Raw genomic sequence first — 25,625 nt, forward strand, 5'->3', positions numbered from 1 at the left:
ATGAGTGAAAAAACACAAGATCAAAGCAGAAGAAGTTTCATCAAGACATCGGTTGCAGGTGCTGCGGCAACTACTTTAGGTGTTGGTTTTGTCGCTGCAGCAGATCCCGTGTTAGCCGCTGCGATTGAGACGGATTTCAAAGGCATCAAAGCGGGTGAGCAAATGATTCCAGTTGGTAGCTTTCAATTGCCTGCCTATGTTTCTCGCCCCGAGAAGGCTAAGGGTAACTTACCTATTGTGATTGTGGTGAGCGAAATCTTTGGTGTGCATGAATATATTGCGGATGTCACAAGACGTTTTGCTAAATTGGGATATTTAGCGATTGCCCCAGAATTTTTTGTCCGTGCCGGTGATCCGAATACCTACGGAACGGTTGCCGATATTTTGACAAACATTGTGGCAAAGACGCCTGATGCGCAGGTATTAAATGATCTACAGGCTGCTTTAGTTTGGGCTGGGAAAAATGGCGGAGACTTAAAACGAGTTGGCGTTACTGGCTTTTGTTGGGGTGGCCGCATTACCTGGCTTTCTGCAACCTTGCCGCAAGTGAAAGCAGGCGTCGCTTGGTATGGGCGCTTAGTCGGTGAAAAGACTGAAGGCAATCCACGTCATCCTGTTGAATTGGCTGCTGACTTAAAAGCGCCTGTGCTTGGTCTCTATGGCGGTGCTGATGCCGGCATTTCTTTAGAGAGCGTTGAGCAGATGCGCGCTGCACTTGCGCAAGCAGCCGCAAAGAATCCTGCTGCTAAAGCATCAATGATTGAGGTCTATCCTGATGCGCCTCACGCATTCCATGCAGACTATCGTGCCACTTATCGTGAGGGGCCTGCAAAGGATGGCTGGGAAAAATGTATCGCCTGGTTCAAGAAAACGGGTGTTGCTTAATCTCTTATGACTGTCTTACAAAGCATCCTTCTAGTAACAGCACTCGCAGGCACTGCGAGTGCGTTGGTTGCCGCTAGTTGTTCCTTGGCTTTGCTGGCGAAGATGGTCAACAATATGGTGAGCCTATCAGTAGGTATCTTGTTGGCTACTGCATTGCTGCATTCATTGCCTGAGGCGTTCAGCATGCCAGGCGCGACACCACAACTTTTGTTTGCGACTTTGTTAGCGGGATTGCTTGGATTTTTCTTATTAGAAAAAATCGCTTTATTACGCCATGATCATCACCATGAAGGCGACGGTCATCACCATCATCACGGACATGATGCCGAGAATGCAGGTCGTAGTGGCTGGATGATTTTGGTTGGCGATGGCTTGCATAATTTTGTTGATGGTATTTTGATTGCCGCCGCATTTATGGCGGACTACCAAGTTGGCATCTTTACTGCGATCGCCATCATTGCGCATGAGATCCCGCAAGAGATCGGTGATTTCATTGTGTTGCTAAATGCTGGGTTCTCACGCACTCGCGCCTTGCTCTATAACTGCATTTGCGGATTGTCTGCGGTGGTTGGCGGTGTGCTGGCGTATTTCTTCTTAGAAAAGGCTCATGCGGCAATGCCATATTTGCTCGTGATTGCTTCGAGTAGTTTTATTTATATCGCCGTGAGCGATCTTATTCCGCAAATGCACCGTCGCCCACACTGGGCTGAGTCATTGCGTCAAACCGTTTTGATAGCTTGTGGCGTTGGATTTGTAGTGTTGCTATCACTTGCGCATTAAGCGCAAATCTTAATAATCACTAATTAGGTTTCAATTGGTCTGCTGCTATCAGCACACCACTCACTCCAGCTACCAGCATAAAGACGTGAACCTTTAAGGCCCGCAACTTCCATGGCCAAAAGATTGTGGCAAGCAGTTACACCTGATCCGCATTGATGAATGACTTGTGCTGGTTTATGTGAACCCAGTAATTCAACAAAGTCTTTAAAGAGATGTTCGGCTGATTTAAATGCAGTGGCTGATAAGTTTTCTTTAAAGAAATGATTGAGCGCACCGGGAATATGGCCGCCCACCGGATCTAAGGTTTCATTTTGTCCATGAAAGCGATCATTTGCACGGGCATCGATCACAACATATTTTTTGGATTGCAGATTGCCAACTACTTCGTCTACCAATACGAGTCCTTCGTATGGTCTTGCTGCAGTTGGAGTGCTTGATGGCGTGGGCTTACGTGGTACGGTTCCCATGGGGCCATTCCAGGCATCCAAACCGCCATCTAACACTTGCACCTTGGCATGACCGGTGGCCTTGAGCATCCACCAGAGACGGCTGGCATAGACAGAACCTTGTTTGTCGTAAGCGACTACTAAGGTGTTTGGACTGATCCCTAAACGAGTCTTGGTTTGTGCCCACGCTTCGGGACTGGGTAGTGGGTGTCTTCCATTTTTGCCAGTTTTGGGGCCTGACAAGTCTTGATCAAGGTCGACATAAATCGCACCGGGAATGTGACTCTCTTCGTAAGCTTTTTTGCCTGCTTGGGTATCTACTAAATCAAAGCGGCAATCACAGAGTAATACGTTCTCGCCACTATTAATGATTTCTTCTAACTGATTTGCGGTAATTAGAGGAGTCATGATGCTTCCTTTGTTGTAGTGGGAAAGTACTTACTTTGATTATGCGCCCGGAAAGTTCATGACGCGTCGATACCATTCATGAAAATGTTGCATGCCATCTTCCATGGGGCTTTGGTAAGGGCCAACCTCATTTACACCACGTGCAAGTAAGGCTGCTCTACCTTGATCCATGCGTTCGGCGATTTCATCATCTTCGATGCAGGTTTCCATATAGGCGGCGCGTTCTGCTTCCACGAATTCACGTTCGAATAGAGCGATTTCTTCTGGGTAGTAGAACTCAACGATGTTGCGTGTTTTATTGACGCCCATTGGATGCAATGTCGATACACACAGCACGCCCGGATACCATTCCACCATCACATTAGGGTAGTAGGTTAACCAGATTGCACCATGGCGTGGGGCTTTGCCATTGAATTGGCGTAGAACAGCCTCATGCCAGTGGCGATAAGTTTGTGAGCCTGGCTTTTGCAAGTCTTTATGAATACCAACGGTTTGCACGCTATGCCATTCACCAAACTCCCATTTCAAATCTTCACAAGAAACAAATTTACCTAGACCTGGATGAAATGGAACAACATGGTAATCCTCGAGATAAACCTCGATAAATGTTTTCCAGTTGTAGTTGCAGTCATGCACTTCAACATGGTCGAGCATATAGCCATCAAACTTGAGATCTTCGGCAACACCAAGTTTAGCGAGATCGGCACGCACATCGCGTGGACCTTCAAACAAGAGTCCCTGCCAATTCTGCAGTGGTGATTTACCAAGATTGAGACAAGGCTTGTCTTCAAAGTGAGGGGCGCCTAAGAGATTGCCGCCTAGGTCATAGGTCCAGCGATGCAGAGGGCAAACAATATTTTCGGTTTTGCCTTTGCCATTGAGCATTAATGCTTGGCGATGACGGCAAACGTTTGAGAGTAGTTCAACACCCTCTTGATTGCGCACCAGAATGCGACCCTCGTTTTCAGCGCCCAAAGTTTGATAGGAGCCTACTTCGGGCACCATGAGTTCGTGGCCTACATAGCCAGGACCCTGCTTAAAAAGCAGTTCAATTTCCCGCTGATACAAGTCAGCGTCAAAATATGCCGAAACCGGCAGTTGTAGATTGGACGGCGCAAGCTGCTGCGCGGTAGCCAGATTAGTCATTCTCCCCACCCCCGAAAACGTCAGCCGAAGCTAAGCGGAATAACCAATCCAACCATCGACGGATCGATATTGGAAAGGAAGGGGGAAATTATACCCATCTAGGGGTCTTCTCGCTTTAATATGTAGGGCTATCTGTGTGGGAAATACGAAGGAAAAAGAAGGAAACTGCTTATGGCAACGAAAAAGTCAGAGAGTTCAAAACCAGGCCTTGAGGTTCAAATTGACCCAGACCTGCGTTACGAGCAGGCCGTAAAGGAGTTAGAAAAGCTCATTTCTGACATGGAGTCCGGCAAATTTTCCCTTGAAGAGACTTTATTGGCCTATCAACGTGGCGCAGCCCTGCTCAAACATTGCCAAGGCGTTCTTGCTCAAGTAGAACAACAAGTGCGCGTGTTCGAGGCTTAATTGACAGCAATTGCATTTCAAGAGTGGCTCCGGGCTCACTCTGAACGAGTGGAGTCGGCTTTAGATCGTTTACTCGATTCGCCGCAAACTATTCCACATCGTTTACACGAAGCTATGCGCTATGCCGCACAGGGCGGCGGTAAACGTATTCGTCCGTTATTGGTTTACGCAGCTGGTCAGCTAGGCGATGTAGTCTCATCACAAAAAACAGAAATTCTCGATGCTGCTGCAGTAGCAGTGGAATGCATTCATGCATATTCATTGGTGCATGACGATATGCCTTGCATGGATGATGATGATTTGCGTCGGGGTAGGCCTACTGTTCATAAAGCATTTGATGAAGCAACGGCATTATTAGTTGGCGATGCATTGCAGACACGTGCATTTGAAGTTTTAGCCAATACCTCTGGTGATGCAAATCAACGCTTACGCATGATTGCGTGTTTAGCAGCATCATCAGGTTCACGTGGCATGGCTGGTGGCCAAGCTATTGATCTAGAAAGTGTGGGCAAAAGATTAGATGTGGCAGGCTTGAAGCAAATGCATGCCATGAAGACAGGCGCATTACTATCTTGCGCGGTTGAATTAGGCGGTATTGCCGCCAATCTCAATGCAGATCAACTGGCGCAGTTAAGTCAGTACTCCAAAGCGCTGGGCTTGGCGTTTCAAATTGTTGACGATGTCCTGGATGCGACGGCCGATAGTCAAACACTTGGAAAGACTGCTGGGAAAGACGCTGCCGCCAACAAGCCAACCTATGTGACCTTGATGGGTTTAGACTATGCACAGCAGCAGGCTAAAGAATTGCATGAAATCGCCATGAGTAGTTTGGATGGTTTTGGTAATCAAGCCCAAGCACTGAAAGATTTAGCTCTATTGGTAGTCAATAGGGGTAAATAAAGAATTAATGCAATAACGTAATGACTTTACTTTCGATTAACTCTCCTGATGATCTAAAAAAACTGACACGCGAAGAGCTTCCGGCTCTTGCTGATGAGTTGCGTCAATTTGTATTGGATTCTGTTTCTAAAACCGGCGGCCACTTGTCCTCTAATTTGGGAACAGTTGAGTTATCGATTGCTTTGCACTATGTATTTGATACGCCACGCGATCGGATTGTGTGGGACGTGGGTCACCAAAGTTACCCGCACAAAATCTTGACGGGTCGTCGTGATCGTATGAATACCTTGCGGCAGTACAAGGGTCTCTCAGGATTTCCGCATCGATCTGAGAGTGAATACGATGCATTTGGTACCGGGCACTCTTCCACAAGTATTTCTGCGGCAATGGGAATGGCGCGCGCCTTTCAAACAAAGGGTGAGCGTCAAGTAGCTGTTGCAGTGATTGGCGATAGCGCGATGACGGGTGGCATGGCTTTTGAGGCCATGAATAACGCTGGCGTTTATGACGATTTGCCTTTGGTGGTGATTTTGAACGACAACGATATGTCGATTTCACCAGCGGTGGGCGCGCTCAATCGACACCTTGCGCGATTACTGAGTGGCAATATTTATTCCACCACTAAAAAGGGAATTGATAGCGTTCTTTCAATTGCACCCCCTTTGCGTGAGTTTGCAAAACGCTTAGAAGACCATGCAAAAGGCATGGTGTCACCAGCAACGATCTTTCAAGAATTTGGTTTTAACTATTTTGGCCCGATCGATGGGCATGATTTAGATGCACTTGTACCAATGTTGCAAAACGTACGCCGTTTAGCATTGGAAGGTCGCGGACCCCAGTTCTTGCATGTTGTGACCAAAAAAGGTCAGGGATATGAGTTAGCTGAGGCAGATCCGGTTTTGTATCACGGCCCTAGCAAATTTAATCCACAAGAAGGTGTTAAAAAAGTAGCGGCTAGCAAGAAAACCTTCACTCAAGTTTTTGGTGAATGGCTATGTGATATGGCTCATGCGGATCCAATGTTGATCGGTATTACGCCTGCGATGCGCGAAGGCTCTGGCCTCGTAGAGTTTGAGAAGAATTTCCCCAAGCGTTATTACGACGTAGGTATTGCTGAGCAACATGCGGTTACTTTTGCTGCTGGCATGGCATGTGAAGGTATGAAGCCAGTAGTGGCAATCTATTCCACATTCTTGCAACGTGCCTACGATCAATTGATTCATGATGTGGCTTTGCAAGATTTACCCGTTCTGTTTGCACTCGATCGCGCGGGATTAGTGGGTGCCGATGGCGCAACCCATGCTGGCGCGTATGACATTCCTTTCTTGCGCTGCATTCCGAATATGTTGGTGATGACGCCAGCAGATGAAGCAGAGTGCCGCGATTTATTGACAACTGCATTTCATCAACCACATCCAACTGCAGTGCGTTATCCCCGCGGTTCCGGTGTGGGCACTACTCCATCCAGCGAGTTGCGCACCTTGCCATTAGGCAAAGGTGAGATACGTCGCAAGTCAACTGCACCTGCAGGTAAGAGGGTGGCGATATTGGCATTTGGTACTTTGCTCTATAGCGCATTAGAGGCCGCTGAAAGTTTGGATGCCACCGTGGCTAATATGCGTTTTGTTAAACCATTGGATGTGGATTTGATTCAATTGCTTGCGGCAGATCATGATTACTTTGTCACCATCGAAGATGGTGCGATCGCTGGTGGTGCTGGCAGCGCTTGCTTAGAGGCACTCACAAAATTAGGAATTCAGAAGCCCTTACTTCAGTTAGGTCTTCCTGATGAATTCATTGAGCATGGTGACTATCAGTTGCTCATGACTAAGTGCGGCCTGGATGTTGAAGGCATCACAAACTCGATAAAGCAGCGTTTTCCAGCGGTATTCGTGGCAAATTCGGTGATTTCAGGCAAATAAGATCGTTTTGCTTGAAAATAGAGTGATGAATGACATGAACCCCGCCTTTCTCAAAGCTAGTGCAATGCCTGACGTGCAGTCCTCTTTGGATAAGCGTGCCTTGCCCATTGAGCAAGTTGGTATTCGTGGCGTGCGTCATCCATTAATGATTCGTAGCAAGACCGGTGACTTTCCATCGGTTGGCACTTTTGAGATGGACGTGGCATTGCCAGCACATGTGAAGGGTACACACATGTCCCGCTTCATGGCTCTTCTACAAAAGCAAGAGCAGGCAGTTGATAGCACCACAGTGGTTGCTTTAGTGCGTGAGATGTTGCCTTTGCTTGATGCTAAAGAAGGTCATGTGCAATTTACCTATACGCATTTCGTGAAAAAAGCAGCGCCTGTATCGGGTGTTGAAAGCTTGATGGATTACGAAGTGACTTGGATGGCAACAGCCAAACAAAATGCTAGTGGTGCGACCGACGTAGACTTGAGTTTGCGTGCGCAAGTTCCAGTGATGAGTCTGTGCCCTTGTTCAAAAGAGATTTCAGAATTTGGTGCTCACAATCAGCGTTCCCATGTCACGATGACAGTAGCCTTAGATTCAGCAACGCAAATGACAGTAGAAGATTTGGTTGCGGCAGCAGAGAGCGAAGCATCCAGTGAGCTTTGGGGTTTACTCAAGCGCCCAGATGAAAAGTGGGTCACTGAGCATTCTTACAGCAATCCTAAATTTGTTGAAGATCTGGTGCGTGATGTTGCTGGCCGTTTAAAGGCAGAGCAGCGTATACAGTCCTTTGTAGTTGAGGCTGAGAACTTTGAATCCATTCATAACCACAGCGCGTTTGCCAGAATCTCGCATCAAAAATAAAGCAAGCTAAGTCAAGTTATTGCTTTGCAAATCCCAGCGGGGTTTGATGTCAAAGGCTCCAGATGTTGTGGAGCCATTATTTTTACTTAGCAAGCGAAGTGCTCCAGCAAAAGCAATCATGACGCCGTTATCAGTACATAGCTCCAGTGGTGGGTAGTGCACTTCAAAGTTATTCTTTGCAGCTTTTTCATTTAGCGCATTACGCAGTTGCAAATTAGCGCCTACACCACCAGCAAGAACTAAATGTTTGCAACCCGTTTGCTTGAGTGCTTTCTCAGATTTGCTCACCAGTACAGCAACGATAGCATCGACAAAACTTCTGGCAAGGTCAGCATGAAACTGTGTCACTGCAGCAGAGTCTGTCACTGATTGCGCTTCAAACTTTTTGACTTGATTAAGAACGGCAGTCTTTAATCCCGAGAAAGAAAAATCTAAATCGCCAGAGTGCAACATGGGTCTTGGTAAATCAAAAATGCCGACACGTCCTTTTTCGGCTAACTTAGATATCGCTGCACCACCTGGGTAATCCAAGCCTAGTAATTTGGCAGTCTTATCAAAAGCTTCACCAGCAGCGTCATCCAAGGTCTCACCCAAGAGTTCATATTGGCCGATGCCAGAGACTTTCATGAGTTGGGTGTGCCCACCAGAAACTAATAGGGCAATAAATGGAAACTGCGGGGCAGTTTGACCCAAGAGCGGGGAAAGGAGGTGGCCTTCTAGGTGATGGACTCCGATGGTGGGCAAATTCAGGCCTTGGGCCAAAGATTTGGCAAAAGCACTGCCAACCAGCAGGGCACCGGCTAAACCGGGTCCTTGGGTGAAGGCAACTGCGTCAATATCACCCAATTTGAGGCCAGATTGGCTTAAAGATTGGTCTAAAAGGGGTAAAACACGACGAATATGGTCTCGGGAGGCTAGCTCAGGAACAACACCCCCATAATCCCGGTGCATGGCGATCTGGGAGTGCAAACCCTGGCCCAGAATGCCTAAAAATGCAGGTTTTCCAGTTTCCCAGTGCTTGGTGTCGTAAATCGCCACCCCAGTCTCATCACAGGAAGTTTCTATGCCTAAAACAATCATTTTTCGCTTGGTCGTGCTAGAATCGCAATTCAGTTAATTTTTTCGATACCCATCGAGCATATACGAGTTAAATAAGTATGACTACAGTCCGCCTTCGCGAAAACGAACCATTTGAAGTGGCATTGCGCCGTTTCAAGCGTACCATTGAGAAAAATGGTCTTTTGACAGACTTGCGTGCACGCGAGTTTTACGAGAAGCCAACGGCTGAGCGTAAGCGTAAAAAGGCTGCAGCTGCTAAGCGCCATTACAAGCGTATTCGCAGCCAAATGTTGCCTAAGAAGCTTTACTAATAGAATTTAAAGCTCTCTTCACCGAGAAGCTTTGAAACCCGCTGACGGTGAAACGCAGCGGGTTTTTGCTTTTTAAACACACATCAGAAAACTAGGATCACCCCATGAGTCTGAAAGATCAAATCACTGAAGATATGAAATCCGCCATGCGTGCCAAAGAAACTGCGCGCTTGGGAACCATTCGTCTGTTGTTAGCTGCTATCAAGCAGCGTGAAGTAGATGATCGCATTGTTCTTGATGATGCTGCAGTGATTTCTACAGTTGAAAAAATGATCAAGCAACGCAAAGACTCTATCTCGCAGTTTGAGAAAGCTGGGCGCGATGATCTTGTTGCAGTGGAGTCTGCAGAGATGACAATTCTGCAAGCCTACTTACCGGCACAAATGTCAGATGCAGAAGTAGAGGCGGCGGTTGCTGCGGCGGTTGCATCTACAGGCGCTGCAGGCCCACAGGATATGGGCAAAGTAATTGGTGTGCTCAAGGGTCAACTAGCTGGTAAAGCTGATATGGGTAAAGTGTCTGGCTTGGTAAAAGCCGCTCTCGCGAAGTAACTCACTAGCAAAACTCAGAAAACCGTTTCATACTGATCGTATGGCACTCATTCCACAATCCTTCATTGCCGATCTGTTAAATCGGGTCGATATTGTCGATGTGGTTGGGCAGCATGTGAAGTTAAAAAAAGCTGGTGCAAACTATCAAGGTTTGTGCCCCTTCCATTCAGAAAAATCACCATCATTTTCTGTTTCGCCAACCAAGCAGTTCTATCACTGCTTTGGATGTGGAGCTCATGGCTCCGCAATTAGTTTCTTGATGGAGTATTCCGGTCTCGGTTATGTCGATGCGATTGAAGAACTCGCACGCTCTGCTGGTCTAGATGTTCCACGCGAAGAGCGCACCGCTAATGATGTTGCGCGTCAACAGCAAGCGATGGCTTTGAGTGAAGTGATGAGTTCAGCAGCAGATTGGTATCGCCAGCAACTCAAAGGAAGCACGCGTGCAGTCGAATACCTCAAAGGGCGAGGTCTGACGGGTGAGATAGCGAAGCGCTATGCACTAGGTTATGCCCCTGACGGCTGGCAAGGTCTTGAGGCAGTTTTTGGGTCTTACTCAAATGATGAAATTGCGAAGACTCTGGTCGAAGGCGGTTTAATTATTCAGGGCGAGCAGTCTGAGGGTGCGCCAGTAAAGCGCTATGACCGCTTCCGGGATCGCATCATGTTTCCGATTCGCAATCCAAAAGGACAAACCATTGGGTTTGGTGGGCGCATTCTGGATCAAGGTGAGCCCAAGTATTTAAATTCCCCAGAAACACCATTGTTCTCCAAGGGTAATACGCTTTACGGATTGTTTGAAGCGAGACAAGCGATTCGCGCTAAAGAATATGTATTGGTGTGCGAAGGCTATATGGATGTCGTGGCTCTTGCGCAATTGGGTTTCCCTAATGCGGTAGCAACATTAGGTACTGCTTGTACAGCAAATCATGTGCGCATGTTGTTGCGTCAAACCGATAAAGTGGTTTTCTCATTTGATGGTGACGCAGCAGGGCAGCGGGCAGCACAACGCGCACTCGAAGCTTGTTTGCCACTCATGTCTGACGATAAAGAGATTCGTTTCTTATTCTTACCAGCCGAACATGACCCAGATAGTTATGTCAGAGCCTATGGCGAAGCTGCTTTTGAAAAAGTGATTAAAGAAGCCATGTCACTTTCCAGTTTCTTTTTTAAGGTAGCTAGTGAGGGCCATGAGTTAACTACACCAGAGGGTAGGGCGCAAACACACCATGCGGCTAAGCCTTTGCTCTTATCGATGCCGCCAATTGCCTTGCGTACGCAAATATTGCGTGAGTTAGCGATTCGTACCAATACCACTCCTGCGGAGTTGGAATCATTTTGTGGCCTCACTGTAATACCTGCGCCAGTGCAGACATCAACTTATCAAGCGACACAAGCAAAATCCACCTATGTTGCAAATAACCCTAGTGGTTTGGGTAATCGACAAGGTGCGCCATGGCAAGCATCAAAGGGTTCTGCAAAACGGGTAGCTGCACAAGTCATTGAGCCACCTAAAGCACCAATGGATTTGGCGGAACAAATTTTGCGAGTTCTCATTCAGTTTCCTCATTTAGGTAAAGCATTGAATGAAAGTAAGCGCGCATTAGCCTTGAAGGCGGCAGAGCAGCGCTCGGCAAATGCTTTGACATTGATGACAGATTTACTCTCACAATGTGATCAAGTAGAACTGATTGCTGATGAAAGTGGAAAGATGACCGTTGGCGCAGGTTCTTTTGCAATGTTTCAGGATCAACTCTCTCGAAGTGAGCTCGCCTCTATGTATGAGGTATTAAGAAAGCGCATTATGGGAAGCGATGTTGAGCTTGAGGGCGCTTATGCAGATTTAGAGGGGGCCTTCAATAAGCTGGAGAAAGCGAGCTTGAAGCAAGAAATGACAGAAATTGCCCAAAAAATTGCTGGGGGTAGCGCCAGTGAACAAGACAAGGCTCGATATCGGGAATTGGGCGAAAAGCTGAAATTTGCCTAAAAATTTTCTGAAACGCCCCTAGAAAACACCTGAAATTACCCCATATTTTTAGGTAAGCAGGGGTGAAAAAAGTCGCAATCGACTATAATCCTCTGTTCCCAAGAAAAAAACGAATTAATTCAGCCACTTGCGCTTAGTTTTTAGGAAATTCTGGGTGTAAGTGAGTAAATAAGTTACGAGGCTGCTCTTCAACAGTCGCGATCAACAACAGTTATGTGAGTAAGTGCTAATAAATGCCTAATACCAAGACAAAAAAACCCGCTAAACCAGCTCCAAAAGCTAAAGCACCTGCCAAGCCAGCACCAAAGGCAAAAGCTGCAGTGAAAGCCAAAGCACCTGTGAAGCCAGTTGCTAAAGCTAAAGCACCTGCTAAGGCAGCAACTAAGCCGGCTCCAAAAGCAAAGGCACCTGCCAAGCCGGCGCCAAAGGCAAAAGCACCTGCAAAGCCAGTTGCTAAAGCTAAAGCACCTGCTAAGGCACCTGCCAAGCCGGCGCCAAAGGCAAAAGCACCTGCAAAGCCGGTTGCCAAAGCTAAAGCACCTGCGAAGCCAGCACCAAAAGCAAAGGCTCCTGCAAAGGCACCTGCAAAAGTTGAGAAGCCAGCACCAAAAGCAAAAGCTCCAGTAAAGGCACCTGTAAAAGTTGAGAAGCCAGCGAAGCCTGCTAAGGCTGAAGTAAAAGTTGAGCCAGCGAAAAAAGGCAAGGCTACTGAAAAGGCCGAAGATACAAAAGAGCTCAAGGGCAAAAAAGCGAAAGCCGTTGAAGCTGAAGTTGCTGCCCCTCAAGAAGAGAAGAAGCGTGGCCGTAAAGCTAAAGAAGTTGCCACCGATGGCGCGGAGCCAGTATTAACTGATCGCCAAAAAGCGCGTGAGCGTAAAGCAAAAGAAAAGGCGCTTCTAAAAGAATTTGCTGCGCAACAGTTAGGTACTGAAGAGCAACAAGAGTTACGCCGTGCTCGCTTGAAGACTTTGATCAAGATGGGTATGTCCAAAGGTTATTTGACTCATGGCGAGATGAACGACGTGATGTCTGATGAGTTGTCTGATGCAGATGCATTGGAAACCTTGATCAGTTTGTTAAATGACATTGGTATTACTGTTTACGAACAGGCGCCAGACGCAGAAACATTAATCCTGTCTGACAACACCGCAGCAGCGGCTTCTGAAGAAGAGGCTGAAGAAGAGGCTGAAGCAGCACTCTCTACTGTGGACTCTGAGTTCGGACGTACAACCGATCCAGTACGTATGTATATGCGTGAGATGGGTACGGTAGATTTGTTGACTCGCGAAGGCGAGATCGTTATTGCGAAAAAGATTGAAGCGGGTCTTAAAGACATGGTTATGGCCTTGTCTGCATGCCCTGTAACGATTGCAGAAATTCTGAGTAACGTAGACAAGATCGCCGCTGGTGAATTAGAGATTGACCAATTTGTGGATGGCTTAGTCGATCCAAATGCTGAAGACATCAAATTAGGGCCTGAAGAATCTGAAGTGGATCCCGACGCTGAAGATGGTGAAGAAGATGGTGACGATGAAGGCGGCGGTGGCGGCGGTGGTGCTGCAACTGCGAACGCTAAGCAGTTAGAAGAATTAAAGCAAATCTCCCTAGAGAAATTCGCGATTGTTCGTACGCAGGCTGACAAAATGCGCCGTGCCTTTGATAAAGATGGCTATAACTGCCCTGCATACGTCAAAGCACAGGAAGCGATTCGTGCAGAGTTACTTGGTTTCCGTTTAACGGCGAAGAGTGTTGAGAAGTTATGTGACACCATGCGTGCTCAGGTAGATCAAGTTTGGAAGCTAGAGCGCGGTATCGTTAGCTTGCTAGTTGATAAAGTGGGCGTGAATCGTGGTGAAGTATTAAAAGACTTTCCAAAAATGTCCATGAACTTAGGCTGGACAGATAAGCTGCTCAAAGAAGGCAAGCCATACAGCGCACTCTTGCAGCGTAACGTTCCAGCAATTCAAGAATTGCAACAGAAGTTAATCGACATTCAGAAGAATGTGGTTATTCCGTTGCCCGAGTTGAAGGAAGTTAATAAGCAAATGATCGCTGGCGAGAAGCGTGCCCGCGAAGCGAAGCGTGAAATGACCGTAGCCAACTTACGTTTGGTGATCTCGATTGCTAAGAAATACACCAACCGTGGCTTGCAGTTCCTCGATTTGATTCAGGAAGGCAATATCGGTTTGATGAAGGCGGTAGATAAGTTTGAATACCGTCGTGGGTATAAGTTCTCTACTTATGCTACTTGGTGGATTCGTCAGGCTATTACTCGTTCGATTGCTGACCAGGCACGTACGATCCGTATCCCTGTTCATATGATCGAGACCATCAATAAGATGAACCGTATTAGCCGTCAGATTTTGCAAGAAACTGGTCATGAGCCAGATGCGGCAACTTTGGCGCTGAAGATGGAGATTCCGGAAGACAAGATCCGCAAGATTATGAAGATTGCCAAAGAGCCAATCTCTATGGAAACACCAATTGGTGACGACGAAGATTCTCATTTGGGCGACTTCATTGAAGACGGTAACACCTTGGCACCTTCTGAAGCAGCATTGCATGACTCCATGCGCGATGTTGTCAAGGATGTGTTGGACTCACTGACACCGCGTGAAGCAAAAGTATTGCGTATGCGTTTTGGTGTGGAGATGAGTACAGACCATACTCTTGAAGAAGTGGGCAAGCAGTTTGATGTGACTCGTGAGCGTATTCGTCAGATTGAAGCGAAGGCGCTGCGCAAGATGCGTCATCCAAGCCGCAGCGACAAGCTGAAGACCTTCCTCGAGGAAGATTGAACCAAAGACTTACGGGCCTATAGCTCAGTTGGTTAGAGCAGAGGACTCATAAAGGACCTGCTCAAGCTAACTTTTTAAGGAAAACGCATATATATCAACAGGTTAAAAGCGTCGTAGGTGGTGAAAAAATGCTTCTACGGCGCTTCTACGGTGGTGTGATTTTTAGCTAGCAACTTGATAGGGAAATCACGCAACTAGAATAAGTTTTACGGGCCTATAGCTCAGTTGGTTAGAGCAGAGGACTTAATGGCAAAAGACCTAACGCGAAAGCTATGGTTGATTGCATATGGGTTGCATGTGAGTAAGTTAACTCTGCTTGCATGTAGAACTACTCAAATTCGGGGAAGCCTGTGCTGTTCGCAGCGTGGTAATCCCGAGCCAAGCTAACTAGTAATAGTTAGAAGGTGTAGAGACTGTACGGGTAGGTCGTAAAGACAAGAGACAGTCCAGACTACAAACTGGAAACAGGCAGCGAAAGCTGTAGTGGTAAGCATAATCCTTTGGTCGTAGGTTCAAGTCCTACTGGGCCCACCAACAAAAAAGCCACTCTTCGGAGTGGCTTTTTCTTTGTCATACACCTGTAACATATATTTCTATATAATTGGAAATATGAAAAATACAGATGCCATTTCAGCCTTCCTAGCATTGGGTCAGGAAACACGTCTAAATATCTTCCGTTTGATCGTTCAAAAAGGAGATGTTGGACTAAAGCCTAGCCAGCTTATTGAGAAACTGGGCATTCCAAATGCCACGCTAAGTTTTCATCTGAAGGAGTTATTGAATGCTGATTTATTGCTGGTTGAGCGACAAAGCAGGAATCTAATTTATAGGCCTAATGCAGAACTCGTTGAAGAGTTGAGTGATTTTTTGCTAGAGAACTGTTGTGGCGGTAAAGCATGTATGCCAGCAAAAACTAAAAAGAAGGAGTATTGCTAATGAAAAGATTGCACGTTCACGTATCAGTTGAAGACATTCAAAAAAGCATACCGTTTTATTCAAAAATGTTTGGAAGTGATCCAACAGTATTGAAGGGTGACTATGCAAAATGGCAGCTAGAAGATCCAAAGGTTAACTTTGCAATTTCAAGTCGTGGAGCGCCAATTGGCTTAAACCATTTAGGTATTCAGGTGGAAAGTGAGCCTGAATTGAGCGAGATGAAAATGCGATTGGACAGCATTGAGTCAGATGTTGTTGAGCAGATTGGAGCTGCTTGCTGCTATGCCAAATCAGACAAGTATTGGGTAAATGATCCAGCTGCTATCCCATGGGAAACATTTCATACGCTTGACTCAATACCTGTGTTTAATGATGAGCAAGCTGCTGGATGCTGCGTTCCAGAGCCTGCATCAAGTAGCAAAACGCAAAGTAGTTGCTGCACACCATCAAGCCCAACAAAAAAATCTTGCTGTTAAGGAGCATTAATGAAGCAATACAACATTTTATTTTTGTGCACCCATAATTCTGCACGTTCAGTTATTGGTGAAGCACTGGCATCAACACATCCAAGTGGTTTATTTGTTGGCTACTCAGCAGGGTCAACTCCCGGTACTGCTGTTAATCCCTTTGCCAAAGAGTTGGCAATTGAGATGGGCTACGACGAAGGTAGGCTGAGAAGCAAAAGCTGGGATGAGTATGGATTGCCTGATGCGCCTAAGATGGATTTCATCATTACCGTGTGTGATAACGCGGCTGGTGAGGTGTGTCCATTTTGGCCTGGTAATCCTGCTACAGCACATTGGGGGTTTCCTGATCCATCACAAGCACAAGGCTCAGATGAAGAAAAGAGAAAAGCATTTAAGGATGTGATGATTGGTCTAAAAAAGCGCATTGAGATACTCGCTCATATGCCTTTAGAAAAATTAGATTCAATGAGTCTTAAAGAGATCCATACAAAAGCATGAGCACAATTACCAACAAACTTTCATTCTTAGACAGATATCTTACTGTTTGGATATTTGCTGCTATGGCATTAGGGATTGGCTTGGGTTACTTTGTTCCAAGTGTTGAAGGCTTCATTAACCAATTTCAGTCAGGCACTACCAATATTCCAATTGCAATTGGTTTGATTTTGATGATGTACCCACCATTTGCTAAGGTGAAGTATGAAGAGCTTCCTGATGTATTCAGGGATAAACGGGTATTTGGATTGGCCTTCCTGCTTAATTGGATTGTTGCACCAATACTCATGTTCTTATTAGCAATTACCTTTGTGCCTAACCAGCCTGAATACATGGCGGGATTGATATTGATTGGTATAGCACCGTGTATTGCCATGGTGATTGTGTGGAACGATATAGCTAAAGGTTCAACAGAATACGCTGCTGGCTTAGTGGCATTTAATGCCGTATTTCAAGTGCTGTTCTTTAGCGTGTATGCCTATTTCTTCTTAACAGTATTGCCGCCATATTTTGGCTTTGCGGGATCGGTAGTCAACATTACGATTAGCGAGATTGCGAAGACTGTTGCTATCTATCTTGGCGTACCTTGTGTAGCAGGGTTCTTAACCCGCTTTGTCATGCTCAAGTGTGTGAGCAAAGACTGGTATCAAGACAGCTTTGTGCCACGCATTGGCAAGATTACCTTGATTGCCTTGCTCTTTACGATCGTGGTGATGTTTAGCTTGAAGGGCAATTTAATTCTTCAATTGCCGATGGATGTAGTAACTATTGCTATTCCGCTCCTCATCTTTTTTGTAGTGATGTTCGCATTAACCTTTTTCATTACTATTAAGCTAGGAGTAGATTACAAGCGTTGTTGTACTCTGTCTTTTACCGCTTCCAGTAATAACTTTGAGTTAGCCATTGCGGTAGCCATTGCGGTGTTTGGCATTAACTCTGGCGCCGCATTTGCCGCTGTAATCGGGCCGCTAGTGGAAGTGCCAATCATGGTGGGATTGGTGTCGGTTGCTCTGTGGCTTAAAAACACATTTTTCAATAATTCGTTTTAGAGCAATCTGAGCTCCTAGAAGCAGGTTCAAGTCCTGGTGGGCCCACCAGAAACAAAAGCCACTCCTCGGAGTGGCTTTTACTTTTACCCTGCAGCAAATCCAATATTTGTATAAATTAATGTGTGAGTTAAAGATGACACGCTAATCGTATGAAAACCTGGCAAATGCGAAGAAATTGCGCTTTAAGCCCCAAGCAATTGCTGAGGTTTTATATCGCCTTGGTCTGTCTCTCCTTGGTTGTAGCAACCGGATTTTTGATTGCGGGCGTCTGGGTCATCATCATTTTTACAGCCATTGAATTAAGCGCAGTTACAACAGGATTTTTAATCTACTGCAGACACGCACTTGATTCTGAAACGATTGAAATTAATAGCAATACACTTTTAGTGAAGAAGTTTATTGGCAGTAAAGAGACGCTTTTTCAGTTCAATGCCGCATGGGCAAAGATTGAGTGGCCAGCAGAGGATGCGAAGACCTTTCATATCAGTCAATCAAACCTCCGCGTTGAGCTTGGTCAATTCATACGGCATGAGCAACAAGTCGCACTACTCAAAGAGCTACGTCCTTATTTGCGTTGAGCGACTCCCACTAAGCTCGCTAAGCCTCCAGCTAACTAATATGCTGGAAATTAACTGAATCAACAGTAGAAGGAACAATAGGCCGTTCAATATCAGAAAGTAGTTTGCAAAAGGCGAGACGTTCACTGGCATTCCATCTTGGAGTGCGCTTTCTCTGAGGTAATCCATGCGAGGAATTAATAAAAAACTCGAGAAAGCCGCGACAATAATGAAGACTAGTGCGGGAATGCGAATCGACTTTAACTGGTATGACCCGCGTCTGATGAGGATATTGGATAAGCTCAAAATGACAAAAGAGCATCCGAGATACCAATAGGTGAGATGCTGCATTACTAAATGAGAAATCATGCCTGCAACTTGAGAGTCTTCTATTGAAAGATAGGTAACAAGGCAACACGTTGCCAGGGCGATCGTGCTTCCTGCCAGCGCAAAAGCAAGAATGCTCATAAAGCGTATTGGCCTGAGGTGCTTATTACTTATGTCTTCAACCATAGAGTGATCAGGGTTAATTAGTGCGCCGCAGCACAACATTTCAATCGGTCTCATACTAGCTCTAATTACTCATTCTTGCTCATAGCACCATGGAAGTCACTAAAGCTGTCAAAGTAGCCCTAAATGCTCTGGCTGACATTGCCAGCAATTCTCGAAATGGAAAATTGGTAACCGTTCCCGAGATTGCGCAAAGGCTACAGATGTCCATTAGTCATATCGAGTTTTTATTAAGACCTCTTCGAGAGTCTGGTTTAGTTTCAGGCATCAAGGGCCGTACTGGTGGTTATCAGCTTTTAAAAGACCCCCGTATGATTACGATCAAAGACATTGTCTTGGCGATGAATCGGATTAAAAAACGTCAAGTAGAGGTTTCAGATATGGCGAGGGACCTCTATCAGACTCTGGAGACGTACATGAAAAACTACATGACAAGCTCAAACCTGACATCTTCATTAAAAGAACATATTCCTAGCTTTAGCGAGTTAAAAAAGGCTCCGGAGAGAAAGATCTTTATGCCGCTCCAAATCGATATTGAAAACAAACAGTCTGGAGCTTCTGCTTGTTCCAAGGGTGCTAAAGGGGAGATTCAAAGGGTGGTTAAAGCTCCCTTCAAAAAGGCGGAAGACATCCCACAGGGGCCCAATTCTATCTTTAGTTTCGCCGACTACCTGAATAAAAAATCATCTGTAAACTGATCCTCAAAAATCAATACTGTGGATATGGCGGAAGGTGATTACCCCGATTTAGCTTTTGTTGATATCGAAACGACTGGGTCTCATTTCGATAGAGATCGCATTACAGAAATTGGCATTAAGACCTTAAGCAATGATCGGACCTATGTTTGGGAAAGACTAATCAATCCGCAGACATTTATTCCGCAAAATATTCAACGATTAACGGGAATAACCCCTGCGATGGTTCGGCATCAACCTAATTTTGAGGAGATTGCTAGGGAGTTGATGCAAGAGCTCGATGGCAAAATCTTTATTGCTCACAATGCCCGCTTTGATTATGGCTTTATTAAAGCGTCCTTCAAAAGGCTTGGGATCGAATTTAAGCCCAAGGTCCTATGTACTGTAAAACTCTCGAGACTTTTGTTTCCGGAACAATCTAGACACAATTTAGATACGATTATTCAGACGCATCAGCTTGAGGTGAGCGCTAGGCACCGAGCGCTTGGTGACGCCGATCTGTTGTTCCAGTTTTGGCAGGTATGTGAAGCCAAGTTCGGAAGAGAAAGACTCAATAAAGCAATCAGCCAGTTACTTGGCAATCCCAGCTTGCCTCCCAATATAGATAAAGAATTGATTGATTCCATTCCGGACGCGCCTGGTTGCTATATCTTTTATGGCGAAAACAAAGTCCCGCTCTATATTGGCAAGAGCATCTCGCTTCGCAATAGGGTGATGAGTCATTTTCAGGGAGCACTGACGCAGCGCAAAGAAATGAAGCTATCCATGCAGATTCGGGATATTGATTGGATCGAGACCAGTGGAGAGTTAAGCGCTTTGCTTCTGGAATCAAGATTAATTAAAGAGCGCATGCCGAGCATGAATGTTAAGCTGCGCAGATCAAAAGACCTTTGCGGCTGGAGTCTGATTCAGGATGAAGGTGGCTTGCTTGTCCCCAAGTTGGTCTCGCACCAACAATTAACACCAGGCTTGCAAGACAATTTATACGGTTTGTTCTATAGCAAGCGAGAGGCGCATCAATATCTGAAAGCGGTCGCTAAAAAATATCAGCTATGTGAGGCTTTACTGGGATTAGAGAAGCGCATCGAAGGAAAATCTTGTTTTGGGTATCAAGTAAAACAATGTGCTGGTGCATGTATTGGGTTAACACCACTTACCACGCATAACTTACAACTCACGACAGCTCTTGAGTTCTTTAAGGTTCAAGTTTGGCCATATGCTGGCCCGATTGCAATCAAAGATGGCGATGAAATGATTGTGATGGATAAGTGGTGCTACCTTGGAACTGCCATTAATCATGACGAGCTTTATGAGTTAGCTGAGTCCGGCGAAGCGGAATTTGATCTAGATATTTATAAGATAGTTAAAAAGGCGCTTTCTGGGCCCTATAAAAAGCAAATCATTCCAATCAATATCGAAAGCGCAATAAGCGAGTGACTAGCTCTAAGTCTGCCATCTATTGGTTCAGAAATGATCTGCGCCTTACTGATAATCCCGCATTTGCCCTTGCTTGTGCGGGTGTAGATTGCTTGTTACCAATCTACACTCATGATGAGCAACAAGATGCCAGCTCTTATGAATTCGCAAGAGTAGGCATCTATCGCAAATCTTTTTTACAAGAATCCTTACAGGATCTTAGGGCTCAATTACAGCAATATGGCTCAGACTTATTTGAAATATCTGGAGATTTAACAAAGATATTTTTAAGGCTAAAGGCGGAGCTTGGGATTGAGCGAGTTTACTGTGAGTCGATAGTGGCGCCAGAGGAGTTAAGACAATTACAAGTACTAAGAGGGCTGGGCATAGAAGTTATCGACCTATGGCAATCCAGCATGCTGGATGCTCGGTCTCTACCGTTTGCACCAGAAAAGATGCCTGATGTGTTTACCCAGTTTAGGCAGCAAGTTGAAAAGCAACCACACCAGTTCACCAAGCCAGCTGCCACTGTGAAGTCATTACCCCCGCTGCCTAAGCAAGAATCACTTGCTCACTCGCCCATCAATCATCTGAGCCCTAACGCTTCTGTTGCATTTATTGGCGGAGAGACCCATGCGCAGGCACACTTGAGACAGTATTTTGAACGTCGCTTGGTTGATTCATATAAGCAAACCCGTAATCAGCTGATTGGGATAGATTATTCGAGTAAGTTTTCTCCATGGCTTTCGCAGGGTTGTATTTCTGCGAGGACTATTGCAAGAGTGATTGCTGATTATGAGGCGACGCATGGTTCGAATGAAGGAACTTACTGGTTATGGTTTGAGCTGCTATGGCGCGACTACTTTCGCTTTTTGCACTTCAAGTACGGCAGAAAGTTATATGTTTCTAGCGGTTTAGGAAATCAGAAAAGCCATCCTTTGAATCAAGAGAAATTTGAGCGATGGGTTACTGGTAATACTGGAGAGCCCTTTGTAGATGCCGGTATGCGTGAATTAAGGCAATCAGGCTTTCTATCTAATCGTATGCGTCAAATTGTTGCGAGTTATTGGATTTACGATATGCAAGGTGACTGGCGAGCGGGAGCAGCTTGGTTTGAATCTCAATTAATTGACTATGATGTGTATAGCAACCAAGGTAACTGGTTATATATTGCCGGCAAAGGAACCGACCCCAGAGGCGGAAGGCCTTTTAATGTGAAGAAGCAAGCCAAAGATCATGATCCTGATGGGGTTTATCAACGCATGTGGCTGGATTAGCACGCTAAGGACCGATGGCTAACTGTAGATTTCTCACTTATGGAGTTCTATCTCGGGTTCCTGACCTCATAATCCTCTAGTCCTGGTTTCAAGTTCTATTAGGCTCAGCAGAAAACCGCATTCTTATCTGAAATAGCGCAGCTTTTTTCTTTAGAGATTAATATGGGTTGCGAATGAAATTATCGTGATTTATCTCTTTAGTTAAGGTCAAGGCCCCATGAATAATCAATGTTGTTTTTGGAGGGCGGTATGATGTTCTTTCTTGATTCTAATAAGCTAAAGAAATAAGCCATCATTAAATGTCAGAGTTTGTTGAGTTCAGTCCTAAGGCTTTCAAATTTTTTGAAGAGCTAACTAACAATCAAAATCGAGTTTGGTTCGCTGAGCATCGCTCTGAGTATGAAGAATTTGTGCGCGAACCAATGAAGCTTTTTACGGTTGCGCTCTCTGAGGCGTTGTCCAAGAAGGACATTCCTCTATGGGGTGATCCAAAACGATCTCTTTTTAGAATAAATCGTGATGCACGTTTTTCAAAGGCTAAGCACCCTTACAACATGCATGCAAGTGGCTTATTTACAAGAACTGGTGACAAGTACTCCCCAGGCGTTTTGTACTTCCGCTTGGATCCATTGGGCAGTAGATGCGCTGCAGGTTATATGCAACCTGAATCCCATATCCTTAAGAAGCTCAGACAAGGAATTTTGGATAATCCAAAAGCCTGGCTTTCTCTTGAGAGAAATTTAAAGCGAAAGGGCTATGCCTTGGATTACTCGCACACATTGGCACGTCTTCCTAGGGGTTTTGAGGATGTTCCTGCTGAAGTTGAGAAAGCTATCAAGCTCAAAGGTTGGATTATTAGAAAGCAATTACCCAGATCAGTAATTTGCTCTAAAAATTTAATTAATGAAGTAACTGTTTTTGCGAAGGATATGCTGCCACTCCTGAGTTTTGGATGGCATGCTCTCGAAAAGTTTACTAATTAGGATCAGGCATCCCGGGTCTCAATCAGTTAGCCCCGGCCGGCTTCCATTGAGAAAGATTGTGTTTGCGACTCATGCAGCATTTCTATCCATGATTCATAATCACCGTAATAAGTGTATTTAATTAAGGGGTAGCTATGTTGTTATTTGATCGTTATAAATTGGGCGGTGTTGAGCTGAAAAACCGAATTGTTATGGCGCCCATGACGAGAAGCAGGGCAGTAGAAAACAATACGCCTAATGAGCTCATGGCTAAGTACTATAGTCAGCGCGCTAGTGCTGGCTTGATCGTGACTGAGGGTGTTTCACCGTCACCAAATGGTTTGGGCTATGCTCGTATCCCAGGATTATTCAATGAGGCGCAAGTTGCTGGCTGGAAATTGGTTACTGATGCAGTCCATGCCAAAGGTGGAAAGATTTTTGTTCAGTTGATGCATACCGGACGTGTTTCACACCAAGATAATTTGCCGACTGGGGCTCAAGTAGTGGGCCCATCACCTGAAATTTGTCCGGGCGAGATGTGGGTAGACAAGACCGGCAGCATGCAGCCACACACAGCCCCACATGTTTTGAGTGAGATTGAGATTAAGAATGTAGTTCAGGAGTATGCAAATGCTGCCAAATTGGCTATTCAAGCAGGATTTGACGGTATTGAATTGCATGCTGCTAATGGCTATCTTATGGAGCAATTCTTAAACCCTAATGTGAATAAGCGCACTGATGGTTATGGCGCAAATATTGCTGGCCGTAATCGCTTTGTTCTTGAGGTGGCTGATGCTTGTGTCAAGGCGATTGGCGCTACTAAGGTGGGTATTCGTATTTCACCGCAGGGCGTCTTTAATAGCACTGGCGATTTTCCAGAGCTAGAGCCGCAGTTTTTAGCGCTTAGTCGAGATCTATCCAAATTAGGCTTGGTATACCTGCACCTAGTTGATCATTCGGCAATGGGTGCACCTGCTGTATCAACGGAGCTGAAGAAAAAAATCCGTCAAGCATTTGCGGGAACCTATATTGCTGTTGGAGGCTTTACTGCACAAACAGCTGAAACGGCATTGGAGGCTAAGGAGGCCGATCTAATTGCATTTGGTAGACCGTTTATCTCTAATCCGGATTTGGTTGAGAAGCTCAAGACTGGTGCTGCATTGACTGATCCTGATATGAGTACTTTTTATACCCCAGGTGAAAAAGGTTACACAGATTATTAAGCAGCCTGTTGCTTGTAAGCCTTGATTCGAAAGACCTCGGAGATAAATATGTACAAACTAATTGCTTTTGATGCTTATGGAACACTGTTTGATGTTTATTCCATGGGGCAGTTAGCGGAGGAATTGTTTCCAGGTCACGGACAGGCATTATCTCTAATGTGGCGTGATCGACAAATTGAGTACACCCGTTTAGTAACGATGAGTGACCCCAACCCAAACGGTAGTAAGTACTATCTACCTTTTTGGGAGCTGACTATTCGATCTTTGCGTTATGTATGCAAGCGCTTAGACCTTCCTCTTTCTCCCGAGCATGAGAAACGTCTTATGGATCAGTACGCTAAGCTGACAGGTTTCGAAGATAGTCAAAGTGTCTTGAAGGCAATCAAGGATAAGGGGATATCGACCGCCATCCTCTCTAATGGCAGTCGAGAGATGCTTGCAACTGTGGTGGAAAGCAATGGTCTGAAGCCTTATTTGGATAAGGTTGTGACTATCGAAGATGTGCGTCTATTTAAAACAGCACCCCAAGCCTATGAGCTGTTGCTTAAAGCATTCCCAGTAAAAAAGGAAGAGATTCTATTTGTTTCTAGTAATGCTTGGGATGCCTTGGCAGCCAAGTGGTTCGGCTTTGATGTATTTTGGGTTAATCGCCTCAATCATCCTTTTGAGGAAATTGGTGAGAAGCCCGACTATGAAGGAAAGTCCCTAACGGAAGTTTTAGGGGTTATTTAAGCTTCTATTTGATTGTCACAAACGTGACATCAAGCTTTCATAATTTAGCGGTTAAATCCATTTCCCTGGGAATGATTTCAAAAGGAGTGGAGACATGACAGAAAAAATACCGCACAACGAGGGCAAAAGACTTGATGCGCTATTTGGCAGGGAGTTGGATATTAAGGGTCAATTTAAGGACAGGCTTATCCATCAGCATTTGAAGAGAGATAGAAAAGATAGCCTAAAAGATTTAAACGAGCCCTCTGAAAATTCGCGAGATGAATTTGATGGCGAATAATTGATGACCTGCTTTAAAAAGTAAATTGACTCATTCGAAGCAGTCTATCCCAATTTTGCTGAGATGTTCTTGCATGTTCTTGAAGATAAGTAAGTGGAGTTGGTGGAGGAAGTGCTAAATTCCCCTCAGAATCACCCATCATGCTTTTGATTTTTAAATCATGTTTTTCACAAAGTTTCTTTATGGCCTGGTTACTGCGGATGCAGTGCATGTAAAGGTTGCTATAGAAGCGGTTTCTAGCCCATGTAATTGCCTCTTCCATCATGTAGCTTGCGATCCCCTGTTTGCGATAGTGCAATGCTACGATGATGCCAAATTCAACAGAATTTTCATGAGTTGCAATATGAATAGTCCCGGCCCAAAAGTTGTTGCATTTCGCTACTAAAAAATAATTTTGTGTTGGTTGTTGGTGCCATTTTTCGATTAGCGAATCAATACCATCATTATTTAAAGGCCATCCAAAATACTCACGAATTGTTTCTGGGTCTTGAGCTTTTAGCCAATGACCATATTCATTAAAACGATTGCGCGGCAAAAATTCTGTTGTTAGCATGCTTTCTCTCTAGGTAATGATT

Annotated in this window: 27 protein-coding genes; 22 read left to right on the forward strand and 5 right to left on the reverse strand. The window is 45.3% G+C overall.

Annotation, left to right across the window (positions count from 1 at the left end):
- Both ICV39_RS04850 and ICV39_RS04855 read left to right on the forward strand, forming a co-directional pair.
- Positions 1–885, forward strand: coding sequence for a dienelactone hydrolase family protein (locus tag ICV39_RS04850; protein WP_215390729.1), 885 nt, complete (start codon positions 1–3; stop codon positions 883–885).
- A 6-nt stretch (positions 886–891) separates the two neighbouring features.
- Positions 892–1,665 carry a ZIP family metal transporter gene (locus ICV39_RS04855; RefSeq protein ID WP_215390730.1) on the forward strand — a complete coding sequence of 258 codons (774 nt, stop codon included), beginning with the start codon at positions 892–894 and terminating at the stop codon, positions 1,663–1,665.
- 23 nt (positions 1,666–1,688) lie between these two features.
- Here ICV39_RS04855 and ICV39_RS04860 read toward each other — a convergent pair whose 3' ends face one another.
- Positions 1,689–2,519, reverse strand: coding sequence for a sulfurtransferase (locus tag ICV39_RS04860; protein ID WP_215390731.1), 831 nt, complete (start codon positions 2,517–2,519; stop codon positions 1,689–1,691).
- A 39-nt stretch (positions 2,520–2,558) separates the two neighbouring features.
- Positions 2,559–3,665, reverse strand: a complete 1,107-nt coding sequence (locus tag ICV39_RS04865) for an SRPBCC family protein (RefSeq protein ID WP_215390732.1) — start codon at positions 3,663–3,665, stop codon at positions 2,559–2,561.
- 171 nt (positions 3,666–3,836) lie between these two features.
- Here ICV39_RS04865 and xseB point away from each other — a divergent pair, with 171 nt between their 5' ends.
- Genes xseB through folE2 form a run of 4 tightly spaced genes read left to right on the forward strand, consistent with a single transcriptional unit; the run spans position 3,837 to position 7,745 of the window.
- Complete coding sequence (xseB, locus tag ICV39_RS04870) at positions 3,837–4,070, forward strand: exodeoxyribonuclease VII small subunit (RefSeq protein WP_215390733.1); 234 nt, start codon at positions 3,837–3,839, stop codon at positions 4,068–4,070.
- On the forward strand, positions 4,071–4,970 hold the full coding sequence (locus ICV39_RS04875) for a polyprenyl synthetase family protein (protein ID WP_215390734.1): 900 nt from the start codon (positions 4,071–4,073) through the stop codon (positions 4,968–4,970). It begins immediately after the preceding gene.
- A gap of 20 nt (positions 4,971–4,990) precedes the next feature.
- The gene (gene dxs / locus ICV39_RS04880) at positions 4,991–6,892 is read left to right on the forward strand and encodes a 1-deoxy-D-xylulose-5-phosphate synthase (protein ID WP_215390735.1); all 1,902 of its coding nucleotides are present in this window, start codon (positions 4,991–4,993) and stop codon (positions 6,890–6,892) included.
- 25 nt (positions 6,893–6,917) lie between these two features.
- On the forward strand, positions 6,918–7,745 hold the full coding sequence (folE2, locus tag ICV39_RS04885) for a GTP cyclohydrolase FolE2 (protein WP_215390736.1): 828 nt from the start codon (positions 6,918–6,920) through the stop codon (positions 7,743–7,745).
- Between the two features lie 6 nt (positions 7,746–7,751).
- On the opposite strand, the gene tsaD is transcribed toward folE2, so the two are convergent.
- Positions 7,752–8,825, reverse strand: coding sequence for a tRNA (adenosine(37)-N6)-threonylcarbamoyltransferase complex transferase subunit TsaD (gene tsaD / locus ICV39_RS04890; RefSeq protein WP_215390737.1), 1,074 nt, complete (start codon positions 8,823–8,825; stop codon positions 7,752–7,754).
- Between the two features lie 77 nt (positions 8,826–8,902).
- Between tsaD and rpsU the strand changes: the two genes are divergently transcribed.
- From rpsU to ICV39_RS04935, 9 genes are all read left to right on the forward strand, one after another.
- The gene (rpsU, locus tag ICV39_RS04895) at positions 8,903–9,115 is read left to right on the forward strand and encodes a 30S ribosomal protein S21 (RefSeq protein ID WP_011903537.1); all 213 of its coding nucleotides are present in this window, start codon (positions 8,903–8,905) and stop codon (positions 9,113–9,115) included.
- 104 nt (positions 9,116–9,219) lie between these two features.
- On the forward strand, positions 9,220–9,666 hold the full coding sequence (locus ICV39_RS04900; RefSeq protein ID WP_215390738.1) for a GatB/YqeY domain-containing protein: 447 nt from the start codon (positions 9,220–9,222) through the stop codon (positions 9,664–9,666).
- 40 nt (positions 9,667–9,706) lie between these two features.
- Complete coding sequence (gene dnaG / locus ICV39_RS04905) at positions 9,707–11,653, forward strand: DNA primase (protein ID WP_215390739.1); 1,947 nt, start codon at positions 9,707–9,709, stop codon at positions 11,651–11,653.
- A gap of 233 nt (positions 11,654–11,886) precedes the next feature.
- Entirely contained in the window at positions 11,887–14,451 is a 2,565-nt protein-coding gene (gene rpoD, locus ICV39_RS04910) for an RNA polymerase sigma factor RpoD (RefSeq protein WP_215390740.1), read from the forward strand.
- Between the two features lie 609 nt (positions 14,452–15,060).
- Positions 15,061–15,387, forward strand: coding sequence for a helix-turn-helix transcriptional regulator (locus tag ICV39_RS04915; protein WP_215390741.1), 327 nt, complete (start codon positions 15,061–15,063; stop codon positions 15,385–15,387).
- Positions 15,387–15,863, forward strand: a complete 477-nt coding sequence (locus ICV39_RS04920; protein WP_215390742.1) for an ArsI/CadI family heavy metal resistance metalloenzyme — start codon at positions 15,387–15,389, stop codon at positions 15,861–15,863. Before ICV39_RS04915 ends, ICV39_RS04920 begins: the two co-directional genes overlap by 1 nt.
- A 9-nt stretch (positions 15,864–15,872) precedes the next feature.
- On the forward strand, positions 15,873–16,352 hold the full coding sequence (locus ICV39_RS04925) for an arsenate reductase ArsC (RefSeq protein WP_215390743.1): 480 nt from the start codon (positions 15,873–15,875) through the stop codon (positions 16,350–16,352).
- A complete protein-coding gene (gene arsB / locus ICV39_RS04930) occupies positions 16,349–17,398 on the forward strand; it encodes an ACR3 family arsenite efflux transporter (protein WP_215390744.1) in 1,050 nt (349 codons plus the stop codon). Before ICV39_RS04925 ends, arsB begins: the two co-directional genes overlap by 4 nt.
- A gap of 149 nt (positions 17,399–17,547) precedes the next feature.
- Positions 17,548–17,976, forward strand: a complete 429-nt coding sequence (locus ICV39_RS04935) for a DUF2244 domain-containing protein (RefSeq protein WP_215390745.1) — start codon at positions 17,548–17,550, stop codon at positions 17,974–17,976.
- Here the strand turns inward: ICV39_RS04935 and ICV39_RS04940 are convergent.
- The gene (locus tag ICV39_RS04940) at positions 17,956–18,522 is read right to left on the reverse strand and encodes a DUF4149 domain-containing protein (RefSeq protein ID WP_215390746.1); all 567 of its coding nucleotides are present in this window, start codon (positions 18,520–18,522) and stop codon (positions 17,956–17,958) included. The two genes, ICV39_RS04935 and ICV39_RS04940, sit on opposite strands and share 21 nt — an antisense overlap.
- A gap of 35 nt (positions 18,523–18,557) precedes the next feature.
- Between ICV39_RS04940 and ICV39_RS04945 the strand changes: the two genes are divergently transcribed.
- The 7 genes from ICV39_RS04945 to ICV39_RS04975 all read left to right on the forward strand — a co-directional run bounded on the left by ICV39_RS04945 (position 18,558) and on the right by ICV39_RS04975 (position 25,050).
- Complete coding sequence (locus ICV39_RS04945) at positions 18,558–19,163, forward strand: Rrf2 family transcriptional regulator (protein WP_215390747.1); 606 nt, start codon at positions 18,558–18,560, stop codon at positions 19,161–19,163.
- Positions 19,164–19,187: 24 nt separating this feature from the next.
- Positions 19,188–20,597 carry a 3'-5' exonuclease family protein gene (locus tag ICV39_RS04950; RefSeq protein ID WP_251372735.1) on the forward strand — a complete coding sequence of 470 codons (1,410 nt, stop codon included), beginning with the start codon at positions 19,188–19,190 and terminating at the stop codon, positions 20,595–20,597.
- Positions 20,594–21,853, forward strand: coding sequence for a DASH family cryptochrome (locus ICV39_RS04955; protein ID WP_215390749.1), 1,260 nt, complete (start codon positions 20,594–20,596; stop codon positions 21,851–21,853). The genes ICV39_RS04950 and ICV39_RS04955 overlap by 4 nt, the downstream gene beginning before the upstream one ends.
- A gap of 299 nt (positions 21,854–22,152) precedes the next feature.
- Positions 22,153–22,836 (forward strand): DUF2461 domain-containing protein, encoded by a 684-nt coding sequence (locus tag ICV39_RS04960; RefSeq protein ID WP_215390750.1) that lies wholly within the window; start codon positions 22,153–22,155, stop codon positions 22,834–22,836.
- Between the two features lie 137 nt (positions 22,837–22,973).
- Positions 22,974–24,038 carry an alkene reductase gene (locus tag ICV39_RS04965; RefSeq protein WP_215390885.1) on the forward strand — a complete coding sequence of 355 codons (1,065 nt, stop codon included), beginning with the start codon at positions 22,974–22,976 and terminating at the stop codon, positions 24,036–24,038.
- A 48-nt stretch (positions 24,039–24,086) separates the two neighbouring features.
- A complete protein-coding gene (locus ICV39_RS04970; RefSeq protein WP_215390751.1) occupies positions 24,087–24,770 on the forward strand; it encodes a haloacid dehalogenase type II in 684 nt (227 codons plus the stop codon).
- Positions 24,771–24,864: 94 nt separating this feature from the next.
- Positions 24,865–25,050, forward strand: a complete 186-nt coding sequence (locus tag ICV39_RS04975; protein ID WP_215390752.1) for a hypothetical protein — start codon at positions 24,865–24,867, stop codon at positions 25,048–25,050.
- Between the two features lie 13 nt (positions 25,051–25,063).
- Here ICV39_RS04975 and ICV39_RS04980 read toward each other — a convergent pair whose 3' ends face one another.
- Entirely contained in the window at positions 25,064–25,603 is a 540-nt protein-coding gene (locus ICV39_RS04980) for a GNAT family N-acetyltransferase (protein ID WP_215390753.1), read from the reverse strand.
- Positions 25,604–25,625 lie beyond the last annotated feature (22 nt).

The sequence above is a fragment of the Polynucleobacter sp. MWH-UH25E genome, from assembly GCF_018687095.1.
Taxonomy (GTDB): domain Bacteria; phylum Pseudomonadota; class Gammaproteobacteria; order Burkholderiales; family Burkholderiaceae; genus Polynucleobacter.

Bases quoted from the DNA above. Each gene is read 5' to 3' on its own strand.
- ICV39_RS04850 (WP_215390729.1), top strand. From the start codon at position 1: ATGAGTGAAAAAACACAAGATCAAAGCAGAAGAAGTTTCATCAAGACA.
- ICV39_RS04855 (WP_215390730.1), top strand. From the start codon at position 892: ATGACTGTCTTACAAAGCATCCTTCTAGTAACAGCACTCGCAGGCACT.
- ICV39_RS04860 (WP_215390731.1), bottom strand. From the start codon at position 2,519: ATGACTCCTCTAATTACCGCAAATCAGTTAGAAGAAATCATTAATAGT.
- ICV39_RS04865 (WP_215390732.1), bottom strand. From the start codon at position 3,665: ATGACTAATCTGGCTACCGCGCAGCAGCTTGCGCCGTCCAATCTACAA.
- xseB (WP_215390733.1), top strand. From the start codon at position 3,837: ATGGCAACGAAAAAGTCAGAGAGTTCAAAACCAGGCCTTGAGGTTCAA.
- dxs (WP_215390735.1), top strand. From the start codon at position 4,991: ATGACTTTACTTTCGATTAACTCTCCTGATGATCTAAAAAAACTGACA.
- folE2 (WP_215390736.1), top strand. From the start codon at position 6,918: ATGAATGACATGAACCCCGCCTTTCTCAAAGCTAGTGCAATGCCTGAC.
- tsaD (WP_215390737.1), bottom strand. From the start codon at position 8,825: ATGATTGTTTTAGGCATAGAAACTTCCTGTGATGAGACTGGGGTGGCG.
- rpsU (WP_011903537.1), top strand. From the start codon at position 8,903: ATGACTACAGTCCGCCTTCGCGAAAACGAACCATTTGAAGTGGCATTG.
- ICV39_RS04900 (WP_215390738.1), top strand. From the start codon at position 9,220: ATGAGTCTGAAAGATCAAATCACTGAAGATATGAAATCCGCCATGCGT.
- dnaG (WP_215390739.1), top strand. From the start codon at position 9,707: ATGGCACTCATTCCACAATCCTTCATTGCCGATCTGTTAAATCGGGTC.
- rpoD (WP_215390740.1), top strand. From the start codon at position 11,887: ATGCCTAATACCAAGACAAAAAAACCCGCTAAACCAGCTCCAAAAGCT.
- ICV39_RS04915 (WP_215390741.1), top strand. From the start codon at position 15,061: ATGAAAAATACAGATGCCATTTCAGCCTTCCTAGCATTGGGTCAGGAA.
- ICV39_RS04920 (WP_215390742.1), top strand. From the start codon at position 15,387: ATGAAAAGATTGCACGTTCACGTATCAGTTGAAGACATTCAAAAAAGC.
- ICV39_RS04925 (WP_215390743.1), top strand. From the start codon at position 15,873: ATGAAGCAATACAACATTTTATTTTTGTGCACCCATAATTCTGCACGT.
- arsB (WP_215390744.1), top strand. From the start codon at position 16,349: ATGAGCACAATTACCAACAAACTTTCATTCTTAGACAGATATCTTACT.
- ICV39_RS04935 (WP_215390745.1), top strand. From the start codon at position 17,548: ATGAAAACCTGGCAAATGCGAAGAAATTGCGCTTTAAGCCCCAAGCAA.
- ICV39_RS04940 (WP_215390746.1), bottom strand. From the start codon at position 18,522: ATGAGACCGATTGAAATGTTGTGCTGCGGCGCACTAATTAACCCTGAT.
- ICV39_RS04945 (WP_215390747.1), top strand. From the start codon at position 18,558: ATGGAAGTCACTAAAGCTGTCAAAGTAGCCCTAAATGCTCTGGCTGAC.
- ICV39_RS04950 (WP_251372735.1), top strand. From the start codon at position 19,188: ATGGCGGAAGGTGATTACCCCGATTTAGCTTTTGTTGATATCGAAACG.
- ICV39_RS04960 (WP_215390750.1), top strand. From the start codon at position 22,153: ATGTCAGAGTTTGTTGAGTTCAGTCCTAAGGCTTTCAAATTTTTTGAA.
- ICV39_RS04970 (WP_215390751.1), top strand. From the start codon at position 24,087: ATGTACAAACTAATTGCTTTTGATGCTTATGGAACACTGTTTGATGTT.
- ICV39_RS04975 (WP_215390752.1), top strand. From the start codon at position 24,865: ATGACAGAAAAAATACCGCACAACGAGGGCAAAAGACTTGATGCGCTA.
- ICV39_RS04980 (WP_215390753.1), bottom strand. From the start codon at position 25,603: ATGCTAACAACAGAATTTTTGCCGCGCAATCGTTTTAATGAATATGGT.